We start from the raw sequence: 16,368 nt of genomic DNA, 5'->3' as shown, positions 1-16,368 counted from the left end.
ACGACCAGCTCGCGGCCGACGCGCTGCGCTGGATCTCGGACGCGGTGGGCGGCGGCGCCGCGGGCGAGGAGGCGGTCGCCGCCTTCGCCCGCCCACCGCGTCGGTTCCACCCGGCGCCGTTGCCGCCCGTCACGGCACCGCGCGCTCCACCCGCCGGCGCTTGATGGTGCGGAAGCGGCGGGCGACCTGGCGAGCGAGGTCGGCGGCGCCGACCAGGCCCGCCTCGTTGCCGAGGGCCGCGTGCACGATGGTCGCCTCGGGGCGGAAGCCGCGGCCGGTGAGGGTACGGCGGAAGGCCGCGCGGGCCGGGGCGAGGAGGAGGTCGCCGGCCTCGGAGACGCCGCCGCCGATCACGAAGCGGCCCGGGTCGAGGGCGGCCGCGAGGTTGGCGATGCCGACCCCGAGCCAGGTGCCGACCTCGTAGAGCAGCTCGGTGGCGGTCGGATCGCCGGCCCGGGCGGCCTCGGTGACCAGCGGGCCGGTGATGGCCTCGACGGCGCCGCCGGCCCGGGCCAGCAGCGGCTGGACCACCGGCGACTCCTCGGCGACCAGCTCGCGCGCGTCGCGCACCAGCGCGTTGCCGGAGGAGTACTGCTCCCAGCAGCCCCGGTTGCCGCACGGGCAGCGGTGACCGCCGGGCACCACCTGCATGTGCCCGAACTCCCCCGCCAGCCCGTACTTGCCCCGGTCGACGTAGCCGTCACGGACGACCGCACCGCCGATGCCGGTGCCGAGGGTGAGCATCACCATGAGGTCCTCGCCGCGCCCGGCCCCGAACCGCCACTCGGCCCAGGCGGCCGCGTTGGCGTCGTTCTCGACGATCACCGGGAACCGCAGCCGCTCGCTCAGCGCCTGTTGGAGCGGCTCGTTGCGCCAGTTCAGGTGCGGGGCGAAGAGCACCCGGGAGCGCTCGGCGTCGACCCAGCCGGCCGCGCCGATGCCCACCGCGTGGACGTCGTGCCGGTCGGCGAGCTCGAGCACCAGCTCGACGATGACGTCTTCGACGACCCGGGGGCTCTTGCTCTTGTCGGGGGTGTCGGTGCGCAGCTTCTCCAGCACCTTGCCCTCGCCGTCCACCACGCCCGCGACCACCTTGGTGCCGCCGATGTCGACGCCGATGGTGGGCAGTCGCAGGATGCTGGCGGGCAGGGCCCGGCGGCGGCGCTCGGCCCGCGGGCCGAGACCGAGCAAGCTGGGCAGGACCGGTGGCCGGGCGGCGGCGTTGGGGCTGGTCACGGCTGCGGACGCTCCTCACGGGGATCGCTGGAGTCACGGGAGTCACGGGGATCGCTGGAGTCATGGGGATCAGCGGGGGCACCGGGCCCGCCGGCATCGCGCGGAGCGCGGGTCCCGGGGCCGGTCCCGGGGCGGGCCAGCTCGTGCGAGAGCTCGGCGAGGTCGGAGCCGCCCGCCATCTCGGTGGTGAGCTGTTCGAGACCGATCTCCGCCCGCGGGTGGCTGCCGGCCATCCGGCCCCGCTTGAGCAGGGTGAAGTGGTCACCGACCAGGTAGGCGTGATGCGGGTTGTGGGTGATCAGCACCACCCCGAGACCGGCGTCGCGGGCGGCGGTGACGTACTTGAGCACCACCCCGGACTGCTTGACGCCGAGCGCGGCCGTCGGCTCGTCCAGGATCAGCGCCTCGGCGCCGAAGTGGACGGCCCGGGCGATCGCCACGCACTGCCGCTGGCCGCCGGAGAGGGTGCCGATCGGCCGGTCGACGTCGTGCAGGTCGATGCCCATCCGGGCGAGCGCCTCCTGGGTGGTGGCGCGCATCCCGTCGGCGTCCAGGCGCAGCCCGCCCCAGCGGCGCAGGCCCCGCTCGGAGCCGAGGAAGAAGTTCCGCCAGACCGGCATCAGCGGGACGACCGCGAGGTCCTGGTAGACGGTGGCGATGCCGCGGTCCAGGGCCTGGCGCGGCGAGTCGAAGCGGACCTCCTCGCCACCGACGGTGAAGCGGCCCTCGTCGTGCTGGTGCAGCCCGGCGATGATCTTGATCAGGGTGGACTTGCCGGCGCCGTTGTCGCCGAGCACGCAGCTGATCTCACCGGCCCGCAGGGTGAGCGAGACGTCCTGCAGTGCGCGGACGGTCCCGTACGTCTTGCCGACGCCTTCGAGGGAGAGCAGTTCGGTCATCGTGGTCCCCGTTCGACGCGGCGCTTCACCCAGCTGTTCAGCAGGGCGGCGAGCAGCAGCATCGCGCCCAGGAAGAACTTGAACCAGTCGGGGTTCCACTGGGCGTAGATGATGCCCTTGCTCGCCATGCCGAAGATCAGCGCGCCGAGCGCGGAGCCGACCACCGAGCCGTAGCCGCCGGTGATCAGGCAGCCGCCGATGACGGCCGCCACGATGTAGATCAGCTCGTTGCCGACGCCCTCGCCGGACTGCACGGTGCCGAAGGAGAAGAGCAGGTGCTGGCCGAGCACCCAGGCCCCGAAGCCGACGCCGAGGTAGAGCACGGTCTTGGTCCGGGCGACGGGTACGCCGACCGCCCGGGCGGCGGCCGCGTCGCCGCCGACCGCGAAGATCCAGTTGCCGAAGCGGGTCCGCAGCAGCACCCAGCTGCCGACCAGCAGCAGGCCGAGCCACCACCAGACGGTGGCCTTGATCGTCAGCCCGCCGACGGTGACCTCGGAGGCGAACAGCCAGCGGCAGGCGCCGAACCCCTCCATGTCGGCGATCGGCTTGGTCGAGACGGTGCCGGAGACCAGCTTGGTGACCCCGAGGTTGGCGCCGGTGAGCATCAGGAAGGTGCCCAGGGTGACGATGAAGCTGGGCAGCTTCGTCCGGCTGAGCATCCAGCCGTTGAAGCCGCCGACCGCGAGCGTGACCAGCAGCGAGACCAGCACGCCGACCCAGGTCACGGCGGTGAGCTGGTAGGAGACCATCGACGAGGTCAGCGCGGCGGTGGTGACGAGCACGCCGGCCGACAGGTCGAACTCGCCGCCGATCATCAGCAGCGAGACCGGCACGGCCATGATGCCGATGGTGGAGGCCGCGTACAGCACGGTGCCCAGCGAGGAGACCCGCAGGAACGGTTCGGCGGTGGCGGCGAAGACCAGGAAGACCGCGGCGGCGGCGATCAGCGCGCCCAGCTCGGGGCGGGCGAGCAGCCGCCGCAGGGCCGCCGGGCGGTCCTGGACGAGGAGGTCGGTGCTGCTCAACGCGTCCCCCTCGCGACGTACTCGGCGAGGGCGTCGGCGTTGTCGCGGGTGAGGATCTGCGGGCCGGTCAGGACGGGCTTGCCGCCGCCGAGCATGTCCAGGTTGGAGCGGTAGAGCCAGAGCAGGTCGACGCCTTCGTAGCCCTGGAGGTAGGGCTGCTGGTCGACGGCGAAGCCGACGGTGCCGGACTTGAGGCCGGTCACCACCTGCGTGCCCAGGTCGAAGGTGTCGAGCTCGACGGTGCGGCGGGCGTCCTGGACGGCCTGCAGCCCGGTGGCGGCCATCGGGCCGGAGAGGGTGAGCACGGTGTCGATGGCCGGGTCGGCCTGCAGCTTGGCGGAGACCGCGGCCCGGGCGTCGGGCATGTTGACGCCGTCCACGTAGAGCACCTGGAAGGCGCCGCCGGCCTTGGCCTGGGCGCCCGAACAGCGCTGCTCCTGGCCGACGTTGCCCTGCTCGTGGATCACGCAGAGGACGTTCTTGCGGCCCCGGGTGGCCAGCTCGGCGCCGGCCGCCTGGCCGGCGGTGGACTCGTCCTGGCCGATGTGGGTCAGCGCGCCGAACCTGGCGGAGTACTCCTGGCCGGAGTTGACGGTGATCACCGGGATGCCGGCCGCCTTGGCCTTGCCGAGCACGTCGGCGAGCGCGTCGCCCTTGGCGAGGGTGACCAGCAGCCCGTCGACCTTCTGGTCGATGGCGGCCTGGACCAGCTGGACCTGGTTCTGGGTCTGGGCGTCGTTGGAGTACAGGAAGGTGATGTTGTCCTTGGCGGCGGCCTGCTCGGCGCCCTTGCGCACGGTGTCCCAGAAGGCGTCACCGGCGCCGGCGTGGGTGACCATGGCGATCTTCCAGCGCGGGGTGGTGACGGCACTGCCGCCGGCGGCCGCGGCCTGGCTGCGGGCCTGCTCGGCGCGGAGGCCTCCGGTACTGCTGCAGCCGGCCACGGCGGCCAGCACGGCGAGGGCGGCACAGGCGGACCGGAACCGGCGGGAAGGGCGAAAGCGGGTTGTGCTCATCCCCATAGTCTCGCTTCCCGCCGTGCGGGGCATTGCACCGCCTCGCCCGCCGCCCGGGTTCGTCCGGGCGGTATCGTGCCCTCGCGGGTTGATCCTGGGAGTTCGCTGGGGGCACGGTCCGGGTGCGGGCCGTCAGGATGGCAGACTGGGGCGGGCCCGGAAAGTGATCAGCGCGCAAGCGTGATGTTCCTCTCAGGTTCCATACAGATGTGGACGGCAACCGATCCCGCGTTCCCGACCGTCTGATGCCATTGGAGCGCGTTCCGGGCGAGTGGGGCCCCGGACGGCTTTGAACCCGGATACGAGAACTTGATGCAACTGACAGGCACGCCATTCCTCATCTGCACGATCATCCTCGTGCCGATCTCCATCGCGGTGGCCTTGCTGCTCTGGAGCAAGGTGCGCGGACCGAGGCCGGTGCGGATCCTGTCCAGGCTTGCCATGATCGTCTTCTGCCAGATCACCGCCGTGACGACGGTCTTCGTGATGGTCAACAACGCCAACCTGATCTACGGCAACTGGGACGACCTGCTCGGCACCGGCAACCACGTCCGGGCCGTGCCGTCCGTCCCGACCGAGGCGGGCGGGGACCGGCCCGGCGGCGGGGACTCCGCCAAGCAGCCGCCCAAGGCCCAGCAGCAGTTCCGCAGCGTGGACGACCCGAAGGTGCCGAACGACGTCCAGAAGACCGACCTCAAGGGCCAGCTGTCCGGCGTGGACGGCGAGGTGCTGGTCTGGCTGCCGCCGCAGTACCACGACCCGGCGTTCAAGGACCGCAAGTTCCCGGTCGTCGAGCTGATCCCCGGCTTCCCCGGCTCGTCCTCCACCTGGTACGGCACGCTCAAGGTCTCCGAGCAGCTGAAGCCGCTGATGCAGGAGGGCAAGGTGGCGCCGTTCATCCTGGTCTCGCCGCGCACCCTGCTGCTGGGCAACAGCACCGACGCGGGCTGCACCGACGTGCCCGGCAAGGTCAACGCCGACACCTGGCTGACCCGCGACGTCCCCCAGATGGTGCTGGACAACTTCCGTGCCGACTCGTCGGCCGACCGCTGGGCGGTCGCCGGCTACTCGGCCGGCGCCCACTGCGCCACCAAGCTGTCCCTGGCCCACCCCAACCGCTACCGGGCCGGCATCAGCCTCTCCGGCTACAACGACCCGGCGACCGAGAAGGACTCGCTGGTCGGCAAGGACGCCAAGCTGCGCGAGGCCAACAACCCGGTCACCATCGTGAAGAGCGCCGCCCAGCCGCCGAAGGTCGCGCTGTACATCAGCGGCAACAAGGGCGACGGCTACGAGGACGGCCAGGCGATCGCCGCCGCCGCGAAGGCTCCCACCACCGTCCAGGTCCAGGAGACCACCGGGCCGCACTCCAGCGACGTCTGGAAGAACATGGTGCCGGGCGTCTTCCAGTGGCTCACCTCGATCATCCCCGCCCAGCCGTAGGCCGGTCCGGCCGGTCCCGGCGGATCAGCGCCCGGGCGGGCCGGCCGGGCCGCACCGCACGACACGGCGGGGCCCGCCACCGAGGCCGCTGAGGCCGGTGGCGGGCCCCGCCGCACGTGCTCAGGCCAGTTCGAGGGCCAGGTAGAAGTCGACGCGGTCCTCCAGCCGGGAGAGGTCCCGGCCGGTCAGCTCCTCGATCCGGCCGATCCGGTAGCGCAGCGTGTTGACGTGCACGTGCAGCTGGGCGGCGCAGCGGGTCCACGAGCCGTCCGAGCGCAGGAACGCCTCCAGGGTGCGGACCAGGTCCGCCTGGTGCTCGATGTCGTAGGCGATCACCTTGTCCAGCAGGCGGCTGCGGAACGCCCGGCGGACCTCGTCGGGGACGGCGGCCAGCAGCAGCACGTGCGAGGCCAGCTCCTCCGGTCCGGCCACGCAGACCCGGCCGACCCGGGCGGCGGCGATCCGGCGGGCGTGCCGGGCCTCCTCCAGGGCGCCGCGCAGGCCGCCCGCCTCGGGGGCGGGGGCCGAGACGCCGAGGGTGATCCGGCCCTCCGAGCCGAGGCCGGCCTCCAGCGGGGCGAGCAGCTCCCGCAGGGTGTCGGCGGGCACCGCGCTGTCCAGCGCGGGCAGCACCACCACCGCGCCGGTGCCCGCCCCGGCGACCAGCGCGCGGTCGGTGGCGGCGTTGAGAGCTTCCTCCAGGACCGTGCGCACCGCGCCCTCCGGCAGGCCGGTGCCCTCGGCGCTGAGCACCAGCCAGGAGCCGTCCGGCGTCTGCGGCTTGGGCTCGGGGCTCTCGTAGCGGGCGGCCATCGCGGAGGAGGCGTACAGGGTCCGGCTGATCTCGCCCGGGTCGGCGTCGCGCTGGAGCAGGGCCAGCACCTCGTCGGCGAGGCGGCGGCGCAGCCGGCGGCCCTCGTCGCGGCGCTGGCGCTCGGCGGCGACCAGCCGGGCCAGGTTCTCGGCGAGCTGCTGGCGCTTGGTGGTCCACTCGGTGACGTCACCGGCCACCGCGAGCACCCAGTCGGCGAGCGGCGCCTGGGTGTCGGCGACGGCCGGCGCGGGCAGCAGCGAGTAGGCGCCGCTGACCAGCCGGGCCCGGTGCGGGGGCCGGCGGCGCTGGCGCTGGGCGCCGAGATGGGCGCGGACCAGTTGGTCGCGGTCCTCGGCGGAGAGCCGGTCGACCGGGCCGGCGATCACCGCGCCGGTGGGGGTGAGCACCCAGCAGTCGAGGTCGAGGTCGCCGCCGAGCAGGTCGAGGACGGCGTCCAGGCCGCCGCCGCCGGCCGCGGAGACCAGCAGGCGGTGGCGGTCGACCAGGGCGGCCAGGTCGGCGGCGCGGTCGGCGGAGACCTGCCGGCCGATGAACTCGGTGACGGTGCCGAAGGCGATGTCGTCGGGTACCGCCAGGAGGGGCATCCGGTGCCGGCGACACGCCTCGACCAGGTCCTCGGGCACGGGCCCGACCTCGGCCTCGCCGGCCGCGAGGGCGACCGCGCCGCCGGCCACGATGGTCCGCACGAAGCGTTCGGAGTCCGCCGGGCCGGTGCGCCAGAGCATGCCGGTGAGCACCAGCTCGCCGCCGTGCAGATAGCGGCCGGGGTCGTGCAGGTCCGTGGTCATCACGCCGCTGACCTGCCGGTCGAGCTCGTCCTCGGCCGCGAGCAGGCGCAGTCTCGGGGCTCCGGGGGCGAGCAGGTCGCGGACACGCATCCGGGACTCCTAACGGGCTTTGGGGTGAGGGTGGGGGGCCCGAGCGCTCGGTCCGGGGACCACAGTGTGCCCGAACATCCGTGCTCGGCGTTACGTCCCAACGGACGCCCGGATCACGGGGCCATAGCTTGGGAATCACAGCCGGATTACGGTCGTAGACAGCGCCCGGTAAACAGCTGGGCTGCGAGATTGTCCTCCTTAGAGGAACGTACAGGATGCCAGGCGGGACCACAGCCGGGGCTTCATGCCATCGGTGACTGCCAGTGGGCCCCGTCACAGCGGTTCACTGGCCACAAGCCGCCGGACACATCCCGGTGACCAGGACCCGACGCGGAGGCGACGAAGCGGAGAGCGTGGTCCGAACACCGAGTTCCGGGCACTGTGCCCACCCGTCCGGCCGGCAACGACTTGAGGAGACACCCGCATGGAGTTCCTTCGGCCCGCTACCTGGGACGAGGCGCTCGCGGCGAAGGCTGAGTACCCGACCGCGCTGCCCATCTCGGGCGGTACGGACGTCATGGTCGAGATGAACTTCGACGTGCACCGGCCCTCCGCGATTCTCGACCTGAACCGCATCACCGAGCTCACCGAATGGTCGAACGACGGCGATGTCGTCCGGCTCGGCGCCTCCGTCCCCTACTCCCGGATCATCGACGAGCTGTCCGGCCCGCTGCCCGGACTCGCGCTGGCGGCCCACACCGTCGGCTCGCCGCAGATCCGCAACCGCGGCGGCGTCGGCGGCAACCTCGGCGGTGCCTCGCCGGCCGGCGACGCGCACCCCGCGCTGCTGGCCGCCGGCCGCGACGTGTTCGTCGAGGCGGGCTCCGTGCGCGGCACCCGGATGATCCCGATCGACGAGTTCTACGTCGGCGTCAAGCGCAACAGCCTGGCGGCCGACGAGCTGATCAGGGCCGTGCACATCCCCGTCGCGGACGGGCCGCAGCAGTTCTCGAAGATCGGCACCCGCAACGCCATGGTGATCGCGGTCTGCGCCTTCGGCTTCGCGCTGCACCCGAGGAACGGCACCGTCGGCACCGGGATCGGTTCGGCGGCCCCCACGCCGCGCCGCGCCGTCGAGGCCGAGGAGTACCTGCGGGGCGTGCTCGCCGAGCGCGGTCTCTGGGAGTCGGGCGAGCTACTCGGCGCCGAGGTGATCCAGCGGTTCGGCGAGCTGGTGAAGGCCGCCGCCTCCCCCATCGACGACGTCCGCGGCACCGCCGACTACCGGCGGCACTCGCTGGCCGTGATGGCCCGCCGCACCCTCACCTGGACGTGGAACGACTACAGCAAGCAGATCAGGAGCGCGGCATGAGGGTCACTTTCACCGCCAACGGCAAGCCGGTCGAGGCCGACGACGTGTGGGAGGGCGAGAGCCTGCTGTACGTGCTGCGCGAGCGGGTCGGCCTCCCGGGCTCGAAGAACGCCTGCGAGCAGGGCGAGTGCGGCTCCTGCACGGTCTACCTGGACGGCGTCCTGGTCTGTTCGTGTCTGGTCGCGGCCGGTCAGGTGCAGGACCGCGAGGTCCGCACCGTCGAGGGCCTGGCCGACGAGCAGGGCGAGCTGGGCCTGGTCCAGCAGGCCTTCATCGACGCCGGCGCCGTGCAGTGCGGCTTCTGCACGCCCGGTCTGCTGGTGCAGACCGACGCGCTGCTGGCGCAGGACGCCCAGCCGAGCGACAACGACATCCGCGAGGCGCTGTCGGGCAACCTGTGCCGCTGCACCGGCTACGAGAAGATCATGGACGCGGTGCGGCTGGCTTCCGCCCGCACGTGCGCGAAGGCGGCCTCCGAATGAGTACTCGCACCATCCAGGGCCAGAAGAACCTGCAGAACATCAACCAGGCCAGCAAGGACGGCATCGGCGGCTCGCCGCTGCGCCCGGACGGCAACCTGAAGGTCAGGGGCGAGTTCGCCTACTCGTCCGACATGTGGCACGAGGACATGCTCTGGGGCATGGCGCTGCGCTCGCCGCACCCCCGGGCCGACATCCTCTCGGTGGACGTCTCCGAGGCGCTGAAGGTCCCGGGCGTCTACGCCGTCCTCACCCACGAGGACATCCCCGGCACCAAGTACTACGGCCTGGAGATCCAGGACCAGCCGGCCCTGGCGATCGACAAGGTCCGCTACCACGGCGAGGCGATCGCGCTGGTCGCGGCCGACCACCCGGAGACGGCCCGCCGCGCGGTGAAGAAGATCAAGGTCGAGTACCGGGTACTCACCCCGATCACCACCGAGGAGCAGTGCCTCGACCCGGAGACGCACGGCTACGTGCACGAGCCCCACGAGTTCAAGTCGCACGGCTACGGCAACATCTGCCACGAGCAGAAGCTGGTCTCCGGCCTCGGCGTGACCGACGAGGTGCGGGCCCTGGCGGACGTCATCGTCAAGGGCAGCTACGAGGTCGGCATGCAGGACCAGGCCTTCCTCGGCCCGGAGTCCGGCCTGGCCGTACCGGCCGAGGACGGCGGCATCGACCTCTACATCGCCACCCAGTGGCTGCACGTGGACCGTCAGCAGATGGCCCCCGTGCTGGCCCTGCCGGAGGAGAAGGTCCGCCTCACGCTGGCCGGCGTCGGCGGCGCCTTCGGCGGCCGCGAGGACATCTCGATGCAGATCCACGCCTGCCTGCTGGCCCAGCACACCGGCAAGCCGGTCAAGATCGTCTACGCCCGGGACGAGTCCTTCTACGGCCACGTGCACCGCCACCCGGCGAAGATGACCTACGAGCACGGCGCCACCCGGGACGGCAAGCTGGTCTTCGCCGACTGCCGGATCGTGCTGGACGGCGGCGCGTACGCCTCCGCCTCGCCGGCCGTGGTCGGCAACGCGGCCTCACTCGGGCACGGGCCGTACGTGATCCCGAACGTCAGGATGCACGCCATCGCGCTCTACAGCAACAACCCGTCCTGCGGGGCGATGCGCGGCTTCGGCGCCGTCCAGGCCGCGTTCGGCTACGAGACCCAGATGGACCGGCTCGCCGCCGAGCTGGGCATGGACCCGGTCGAGCTGCGCCAGCTGAACGCGATGTCCGAGGGCGACTACATGCCCACCGGCCAGCAGATCGACTCGCCCGCCCCGGTGGCCGAACTCCTGCGCCGGGTCAAGGACATGCCGCTCCCGCCGCCGCTGGACCTGGACCACCTGGACGTCCGCCAGCTGCCGGGCGCGCTGTCCAACACCTCGCACGGCGAGGGCATCGTGCGCGGCGTCGGCTACTCGGTCGGCATCAAGAACGTCGGCTTCTCCGAGGGCTTCGACGACTACTCCACCGCGCGGGTGCGCCTGGAGGTCATCGGCGGCGAGCCGGTCGCCATGGTGCACACCGCGATGGCCGAGGTCGGCCAGGGCGGCGTCACCGTGCACGCCCAGATCGCGCGCACCGAACTGGGCGTCGAGCAGGTCACCATCCACCCGGCCAACACCGAGGTCGGCTCCGCCGGTTCGACCTCCGCGTCCCGGCAGACCTACATGACCGGCGGTGCGGTGAAGCTGGCCGCCGAGGCCGTCAAGCAGGCGCTGATCGAGAAGGGCCGCCGGCGCTACGGCTGGACCCAGCACGACCTGACGCTGGCCGGCGGCAAGGTGGTCTCGCAGTCGGCGGGCGCCCTGGTCTCCATGGTCGACCTGCTCGGCGACGAGGCGATCGACCTCACCCGCGAGCACCACCACCGCCCGACCGTCCCCTTCGACAAGGAGACCGGGCAGGGCTTCGGCCACGTCCAGTACACCTTCTGCGCCAACCGCGCGGTGGTCGACGTGGACGTCGAGCTCGGCCTGGTCAAGGTGGTCGAGCTGACCGCCGTCCAGGACGTCGGCAAGGCGCTCAACCCGCTCTCGGTGGTGGGCCAGATCCAGGGCGGCTGCACCCAGGCGCTCGGCCTGGCCGTGATGGAGGAGATCATCGTCAAGGACGGGAAGGTGCGCAACGCGTCCTTCACCGACTACCTGATCCCCACCATCCTGGACACCCCGCCGATCCCGGTGGAGATCCTCGAACTGCCCGACCCGCACGCCCCGTACGGGCTGCGCGGCGTGGGCGAGGCACCGACCGTCTCCGCGACGCCGTCGATCGTGGCCGCCATCCGCAACGCCACCGGCCTGGCGCTCAACCGGATCCCCGTCCGGCCCGAGCACCTGACCACCGAGACCCCCGGGGCGCTGTAGCCCCGGACCTCCCCCACACCTCCCCGGGGCGGCACGAAAGGAACGTCTCCTCCGAGCGCGAGCGAGGAGAACATCGAGCACGGCCCCGTCGCCCCGGGGCAGTTCCACCCACGCAGTACAGGCACCACACCATGCACCAGCTGACGCGAAGCGAACGCATCCTCCCGCTGCCTCTCCCACGCCGGGGTTCTGCAGCGGTGCGCACCACCCACTCCCGGCCGACGGCCGGAGGCACGCACTGCACCGCAGCACTGCCACAGAGTGCGCGGAGTGAGTCGAATCGTCCCCCTGTGCCAACTTCGTTGACTGGCTGTCAGGTCGGCTCGCCCACCCCAACCCCCTTTGACACTTGGGAGTGGACATGACCAGGATCCCCACGGAGCCCGGCACCACTGAAGACAGACCCACCGAGGACGACACCCCCACGTCGGTCCCGGTGACACCGCCGAAGAACGCGCTGGACGCGTACTTCAAGATCACTGCCCGGGGATCGACCTTCGGCAACGAGATCCGCGGCGGCCTCACCACCTTCATGGCGATGGCCTACATCGTGCTGCTCAACCCGATCATCCTCAGCGGCGCCGACGTCAACGGCCTCAAGCTGGACCACGCCCAGCTCACCACCGCGACCGCGCTCGCCGCCGCCGTCACCACGATCCTGATGGGCGTGGTCGGCAACGTCCCCCTGGCGGTCGCCGCCGGCCTCTCCGTCTCCGGCGTGATATCCGCCCTGGTGGTTCCGCACACCACCTGGGCCCAGGCCATGGGCCTCTGCGTGATCTACGGCCTGCTGATCGTGCTGCTGGTCGTGTCCGGGATGCGCGAGAAGATCATGAACGGCATCCCGCTGCCGCTCAAGCACGCCATCACCATCGGCATCGGCCTCTTCGTCTCGCTGATCGGCCTGGTCAAGGCCGGCTTCGTGCACACCGGCGGCCCCACCCCGCTCGCGCTCGGCCCCTTCGGCGAACTCGCCGGCTGGCCCGTGCTGGTCTTCTGCCTCACCGTACTGACGATCTTCGTCCTGCTGGCCCGCAACGTCCGCGGCGCGATCCTGATCGGCATCGCCGGCGGCACCGTGGTGGCCTTCGTCGTCAACGCGGTCTTCGACCTCCCGGCGAAGACCTGGGTCAGCTCCGCGCCGGTGTGGCCGGGCAGCCCGGTCTCCGCACCCGACTTCGGCCTCTTCGGCCATGTCGACCTCTTCGGGGCCTTCGGCGGCAACGGACTCGGTGCGATCAGCGCCTCGGTCGCCGTCTTCACCCTGGTCCTGGCCGGCTTCTTCGACGCGATGGCCACCATCATCGGCGTCGGCACCGAAGCGGGCCTGGCCGACAAGCAGGGCCGGATGCCCGGTCTGTCCAAGGCGCTGTTCATCGACGGCGCCGGCGGCGCGGTCGGCGGTCTGGCCGGCGCCTCGGGCCAGACCGTGTTCGTCGAGTCGGCCACCGGTGTCGGCGACGGCGCCCGCACCGGCCTCGCCTCGACCGTCACCGGCGGCGTGTTCGCCCTGATGCTGTTCTTCTCGCCGCTCGCGGCGATCGTCCCCACCGAGGTCGCCTCCGCCGCCCTGGTCGTCATCGGCTCGATGATGATGAGCCAGGCCCGGCACATCGACTGGTCCGACCGCGAGGTCGCCATCCCCGCCTTCCTCACCTGCACCCTGATGCCGTTCACCTACAGCATCACCGCCGGTGTCGCCGCGGGCGTCATCTCGTACACCGTCATCAAGGCCGGCACCGGCAAGTGGCGCGAGCCCGGCCCGCTGATGTGGATCCTGACCGGCGTGTTCGTGGTCTACTTCGCGCTCACCCCGATCAAGTCCTGGCTGGGCGTGCACTAGCAGCACCGCCGCCGTACGGGAATCGTTTCCCGTACGGCGGCACCTCCCGTTCCGTCATCCGAGGTGTTGAGGAGCCCCCCGACATGCACGACATCGCCGAGCAGCTGCAGGCCTGGCACGCGTCCGGGCGTTCCTTCGCCGTGGCCACGGTCGTCGGGGTCTCCGGCAGCGCGCCGCGCGACCCGGGCGCCGCACTCGCCGTCGACGCGGCCGGCGAGGCCATCGGCAGTGTCTCCGGTGGCTGCGTCGAGGGAGCCGTCTACGAGCTCTGCCAGGCCGCCATCGAGTCCGGCGAACCGGTGCTGGAGCGGTTCGGCTACAGCGACGAGGACGCCTTCGCGGTCGGCCTGACCTGCGGTGGTGTCCTGGACGTCTTCGTCCAGCCGGTCGTCCCCGGCGCCGACGCCGCGCTCGACGCCGGCATCACCTACCTCGCCTCCGGCACCCCGGTCGCCCTGGCCCGGGTGATCGAGGGCCCCACCGCACTGGTCGGCGCCACCGTCGCCGTCACCGCCGACACCCACCACGGGGCGCTGTCCGCCGCGCCCTCGACGGTGGCCCCGCTGGAGCGCGCCGTGGTCGCCGAGGCCCGGGCCATGCTCGACGCCGGACGCACCGGCCGGCTGGTCCTCGGCCTGGACGGGCGCCCCTGCGACGACCGGGAGCAGGGCACCGTCACCCTCTTCGTCGAGGCGTACGTCCCCGCGCCGCGGATGATCGTCTTCGGTGCGATCGACTTCGCCGCCGCCGTGGTGCGGATCGGCAGGTTCCTCGGCTACCACGTCACCGTCTGCGACGCCCGCCCGGTCTTCGCCACCGAGCGGCGCTTCCCGGAGGCCGACGAGGTGGTGGTCGACTGGCCGCACCGCTACCTGGACTCCCAGCTCGACCGGATCGACGGGCGGACGGTGCTCTGCGTCCTCACCCACGACGCCAAGTTCGACATCCCGCTGCTGGAGCGGGCACTGCGGCTGCCGGTCGGCTACGTCGGGGCGATGGGCTCGCGCCGCACCCACCGGGACCGCGAGACCCGGCTGCGCGAGGTCGGCCTGACCGACGCCGAGATCGGCCGGCTGCGCTCGCCGATCGGCCTGGACCTCGGCGCCCGCACCCCGGAGGAAACCGCCGTCTCGGTCGCCGCCGAGATCGTCGCGCACCGGCGGGGCGGCAGTTGCCTGCCGCTGAGCAGCGGCGACGGGCCGATCCACCACGACCTCGCACGCTCCGGGAAGCCGGCCGAGGACGCGCACTCGCACGCGGCCTGACCCCGGCCCGGCACCCGTCCCTCAGCGCACGACGTGGTGGACCTCGCGGATCAGCGGCGGTGCGGTCGGGATGCCGACCTCCTGGAGAATCGGCATCAGCACCGCCGTGAAGTGCTCGAAGGCCTCCCGGGACTCCCACACGTCCGTGACGTGCCAGCCGCCGTCCGGCGTCGGACCGGCGACGTGCACGATCAGCCCGCGCACCGGCCAGTCGGAGGGCGCGTTCAGCCCGGCCCCGCCGGTCAGCCGGTCCACCGCCTCCTCGTACTGGGCCCGGCTGACGCCGGGGAACTCGAACGTCACGATGATCGCCATGGGCTGCTCCCGCCTGGTGGGCTCCGTCGCCTCCCATGCAGCCCCGCTCCCGGCCGCACGGCCATCCCGGCGCCACCACCCGGGTGACGTTGCGGGGCCACGGCGACAGCGGGAGGCTGGAGTTCAGACCTCACCCGAGCCCGGGGAAGGAGCACGGACCATGCGTGCCCTGCTGGAAGTCACGATGGACACCGAGACCGCCAACAAGCTGATCGCGGACGGCGCGGTCGCCGAGAAGTTCGACCGCATCATGGGCGAGCTCAAGCCCGAGGCCGCCTACTTCTTCGCCCGTGGCGGCCGACGCAGCCAGATCGTCGTCATCGACGTCGCGGACGAGGCCTCACTGCCCTCCATCTGCGAGCCGTTCTGGCTGGAGTTCAACGCCGAGGTCGACATCCACATCTGCATGAACGCCGAGGAACTGCACGCCGGGCTGGACCGGCTCGGCCGCTGAGGCCGGGCGGGCCTACTCCGAGAGCGCCAGCCGCACGCCGAAGCCGAGCACCACCGCACCGGTCACCCGGTCCATCAGCCGGCGCGCGGCGGGCCGGCTCAGCCAGCCGCGCACCGCCCTGGCGAAGCCCACCAGCACCGCCGACCAGAGCACCCCCTCCAGCACGTGGACACCGGTCAGGGCCACCCCGGCGGCGAAGTGCGGGACACCCGCGGGGATGAACTGCGGCAGCACGGCGACGTAGAAGACACCGACCTTGGGGTTGAGCAGGTTGGTGAGCGTCCCGCGCCGCCAGCCGGACCGGAAGCCGCCGCCGGTGGGCGCCTGCTCCGGTTCGGCGCCGCCACCCCGGTTGCGCAGCATGCCGATCCCCATCCAGACCAGATAGGCGGCTCCGGCCCAGCGCAGGATCTCGTACGCCAGCTGAGAGGCGGTCAGCAGTGCCGTCACCCCGGCCGAGGTGAGGGTGCCCCAGACCAGGGTGCCGGTCTGGATGCCGAGCACCACGCCCCAGGCCTGCCGGCGCTCCCCCAGGGCGGAGGTGCGCAGGACGAGCGCGGTGTCGAGCCCGGGGGTGAGCGTGAGCAGCCCGACCACGAGGGCGAAGGACCACAGGGCAGTCGTCATCTCCATGGACCCTGATGCTAGGGCCCCGGCCGGCGCGGGCGGGCCGGGGCCCGGCCGCCGGTCACAGCGGCCGTACCCGCTCGGCCACCCACCGCCCCTCCTGCTCGGTCGGGTCGTACTCCACCCGCCGGCCCTCGGTGAGGACCCGATCGCCCTCGCCGACGATCGAGTCGAAGTAGACGTACAGGGCGGGCCCGTCCTCGTCGGGGGTGATCAGGCCGTAGCCGTGGTTCGGGTGGTAGGACTGCACGGTGCCGGTGGCCATGGGTGTTCCCTAAGAATGTGAGGCGGTCCGGGAGGACCGGGTGTGGCTGATGGGTGGTTGCCGTTTGTGGCTCCGAAGGAATGGCCGCCCGGTCCTTCGGG

15 protein-coding genes are annotated in these 16,368 nt (G+C 72.2%); 7 read left to right on the top strand and 8 right to left on the bottom strand.

The annotated features are described in order from the left end of the window. Window positions 1-129: 129 nt before the first annotated feature. From AB0J08_RS11450 to AB0J08_RS11435, 4 genes are read right to left on the bottom strand one after another with little or no spacing between them, the layout of a single operon-like run. The gene (locus tag AB0J08_RS11450) at window positions 130-1,191 is read right to left on the bottom strand and encodes an ROK family glucokinase (protein WP_360630985.1); all 1,062 of its coding nucleotides are present in this window, start codon (window positions 1,189-1,191) and stop codon (window positions 130-132) included. 41 nt (window positions 1,192-1,232) lie between these two features. Next, a complete protein-coding gene (locus AB0J08_RS11445) occupies window positions 1,233-2,135 on the bottom strand; it encodes an ATP-binding cassette domain-containing protein (protein WP_360630681.1) in 903 nt (300 codons plus the stop codon). Next, window positions 2,132-3,163: an ABC transporter permease gene (locus AB0J08_RS11440; RefSeq protein ID WP_360630678.1), complete on the bottom strand. Its 1,032-nt coding sequence runs from the start codon at window positions 3,161-3,163 to the stop codon at window positions 2,132-2,134. The genes AB0J08_RS11445 and AB0J08_RS11440 overlap by 4 nt, the downstream gene beginning before the upstream one ends. Then, window positions 3,160-4,179 (bottom strand): sugar ABC transporter substrate-binding protein, encoded by a 1,020-nt coding sequence (locus tag AB0J08_RS11435; protein ID WP_360630675.1) that lies wholly within the window; start codon window positions 4,177-4,179, stop codon window positions 3,160-3,162. The genes AB0J08_RS11440 and AB0J08_RS11435 overlap by 4 nt, the downstream gene beginning before the upstream one ends. 357 nt (window positions 4,180-4,536) lie before the next feature. Between AB0J08_RS11435 and AB0J08_RS11430 the strand changes: the two genes are divergently transcribed. Continuing rightward, complete coding sequence (locus tag AB0J08_RS11430) at window positions 4,537-5,622, top strand: alpha/beta hydrolase-fold protein (protein ID WP_360630672.1); 1,086 nt, start codon at window positions 4,537-4,539, stop codon at window positions 5,620-5,622. Between the two features lie 120 nt (window positions 5,623-5,742). Here AB0J08_RS11430 and AB0J08_RS11425 read toward each other — a convergent pair whose 3' ends face one another. Then, on the bottom strand, window positions 5,743-7,335 hold the full coding sequence (locus AB0J08_RS11425; protein ID WP_360630669.1) for a helix-turn-helix domain-containing protein: 1,593 nt from the start codon (window positions 7,333-7,335) through the stop codon (window positions 5,743-5,745). 424 nt (window positions 7,336-7,759) lie between these two features. On the opposite strand from AB0J08_RS11425, the gene AB0J08_RS11420 reads away from it, so the two are divergent. The 5 genes from AB0J08_RS11420 to AB0J08_RS11400 all read left to right on the top strand — a co-directional run bounded on the left by AB0J08_RS11420 (window position 7,760) and on the right by AB0J08_RS11400 (window position 14,606). Then, the gene (locus tag AB0J08_RS11420) at window positions 7,760-8,647 is read left to right on the top strand and encodes an FAD binding domain-containing protein (protein ID WP_360630666.1); all 888 of its coding nucleotides are present in this window, start codon (window positions 7,760-7,762) and stop codon (window positions 8,645-8,647) included. Continuing rightward, window positions 8,644-9,129 (top strand): (2Fe-2S)-binding protein, encoded by a 486-nt coding sequence (locus AB0J08_RS11415; RefSeq protein ID WP_360630663.1) that lies wholly within the window; start codon window positions 8,644-8,646, stop codon window positions 9,127-9,129. Before AB0J08_RS11420 ends, AB0J08_RS11415 begins: the two co-directional genes overlap by 4 nt. Next, window positions 9,126-11,498 (top strand): xanthine dehydrogenase subunit D, encoded by a 2,373-nt coding sequence (gene pucD, locus AB0J08_RS11410; protein ID WP_360630660.1) that lies wholly within the window; start codon window positions 9,126-9,128, stop codon window positions 11,496-11,498. The genes AB0J08_RS11415 and pucD overlap by 4 nt, the downstream gene beginning before the upstream one ends. Window positions 11,499-11,859: 361 nt before the next feature. Next, window positions 11,860-13,341, top strand: a complete 1,482-nt coding sequence (locus AB0J08_RS11405) for an NCS2 family permease (protein ID WP_360630657.1) — start codon at window positions 11,860-11,862, stop codon at window positions 13,339-13,341. Between the two features lie 83 nt (window positions 13,342-13,424). Continuing rightward, on the top strand, window positions 13,425-14,606 hold the full coding sequence (locus AB0J08_RS11400) for an XdhC/CoxI family protein (protein ID WP_360630654.1): 1,182 nt from the start codon (window positions 13,425-13,427) through the stop codon (window positions 14,604-14,606). Window positions 14,607-14,627: 21 nt separating this feature from the next. Here AB0J08_RS11400 and AB0J08_RS11395 read toward each other — a convergent pair whose 3' ends face one another. Further along, entirely contained in the window at window positions 14,628-14,921 is a 294-nt protein-coding gene (locus AB0J08_RS11395) for a hypothetical protein (protein ID WP_360630651.1), read from the bottom strand. A gap of 160 nt (window positions 14,922-15,081) precedes the next feature. Between AB0J08_RS11395 and AB0J08_RS11390 the strand changes: the two genes are divergently transcribed. Next, window positions 15,082-15,375, top strand: a complete 294-nt coding sequence (locus AB0J08_RS11390) for a hypothetical protein (protein WP_360630648.1) — start codon at window positions 15,082-15,084, stop codon at window positions 15,373-15,375. Window positions 15,376-15,387: 12 nt separating this feature from the next. Here the strand turns inward: AB0J08_RS11390 and AB0J08_RS11385 are convergent, their stop codons facing one another. Together AB0J08_RS11385 and AB0J08_RS11380 are read right to left on the bottom strand one after the other, a co-directional pair. Continuing rightward, entirely contained in the window at window positions 15,388-16,008 is a 621-nt protein-coding gene (locus tag AB0J08_RS11385; RefSeq protein WP_360630645.1) for a LysE family translocator, read from the bottom strand. Window positions 16,009-16,063: 55 nt separating this feature from the next. Beyond that, window positions 16,064-16,267, bottom strand: coding sequence for a cold shock domain-containing protein (locus AB0J08_RS11380; RefSeq protein ID WP_360630642.1), 204 nt, complete (start codon window positions 16,265-16,267; stop codon window positions 16,064-16,066). Between the last annotated feature and the right edge of the window lie 101 nt (window positions 16,268-16,368).

This window comes from Kitasatospora sp. NPDC050463 (assembly GCF_040655255.1).
Classification (GTDB): Bacteria; Actinomycetota; Actinomycetes; order Streptomycetales; family Streptomycetaceae; genus Kitasatospora.
Note: the sequence above shows the minus strand (reverse complement) of the source record. Positions and strands in the feature narration are given on the sequence as shown.

What these genes read in the sequence shown, in the direction of transcription:
- AB0J08_RS11445 (WP_360630681.1), bottom strand. Translation starts at nt 2,135, where the DNA reads ATGACCGAACTGCTCTCCCTCGAAGGCGTCGGCAAGACGTACGGGACC.
- AB0J08_RS11435 (WP_360630675.1), bottom strand. Translation starts at nt 4,179, where the DNA reads ATGAGCACAACCCGCTTTCGCCCTTCCCGCCGGTTCCGGTCCGCCTGT.
- AB0J08_RS11425 (WP_360630669.1), bottom strand. Translation starts at nt 7,335, where the DNA reads ATGCGTGTCCGCGACCTGCTCGCCCCCGGAGCCCCGAGACTGCGCCTG.
- AB0J08_RS11420 (WP_360630666.1), top strand. Translation starts at nt 7,760, where the DNA reads ATGGAGTTCCTTCGGCCCGCTACCTGGGACGAGGCGCTCGCGGCGAAG.
- AB0J08_RS11415 (WP_360630663.1), top strand. Translation starts at nt 8,644, where the DNA reads ATGAGGGTCACTTTCACCGCCAACGGCAAGCCGGTCGAGGCCGACGAC.
- pucD (WP_360630660.1), top strand. Translation starts at nt 9,126, where the DNA reads ATGAGTACTCGCACCATCCAGGGCCAGAAGAACCTGCAGAACATCAAC.
- AB0J08_RS11405 (WP_360630657.1), top strand. Translation starts at nt 11,860, where the DNA reads ATGACCAGGATCCCCACGGAGCCCGGCACCACTGAAGACAGACCCACC.
- AB0J08_RS11400 (WP_360630654.1), top strand. Translation starts at nt 13,425, where the DNA reads ATGCACGACATCGCCGAGCAGCTGCAGGCCTGGCACGCGTCCGGGCGT.
- AB0J08_RS11395 (WP_360630651.1), bottom strand. Translation starts at nt 14,921, where the DNA reads ATGGCGATCATCGTGACGTTCGAGTTCCCCGGCGTCAGCCGGGCCCAG.
- AB0J08_RS11390 (WP_360630648.1), top strand. Translation starts at nt 15,082, where the DNA reads ATGCGTGCCCTGCTGGAAGTCACGATGGACACCGAGACCGCCAACAAG.
- AB0J08_RS11385 (WP_360630645.1), bottom strand. Translation starts at nt 16,008, where the DNA reads ATGGAGATGACGACTGCCCTGTGGTCCTTCGCCCTCGTGGTCGGGCTG.
- AB0J08_RS11380 (WP_360630642.1), bottom strand. Translation starts at nt 16,267, where the DNA reads ATGGCCACCGGCACCGTGCAGTCCTACCACCCGAACCACGGCTACGGC.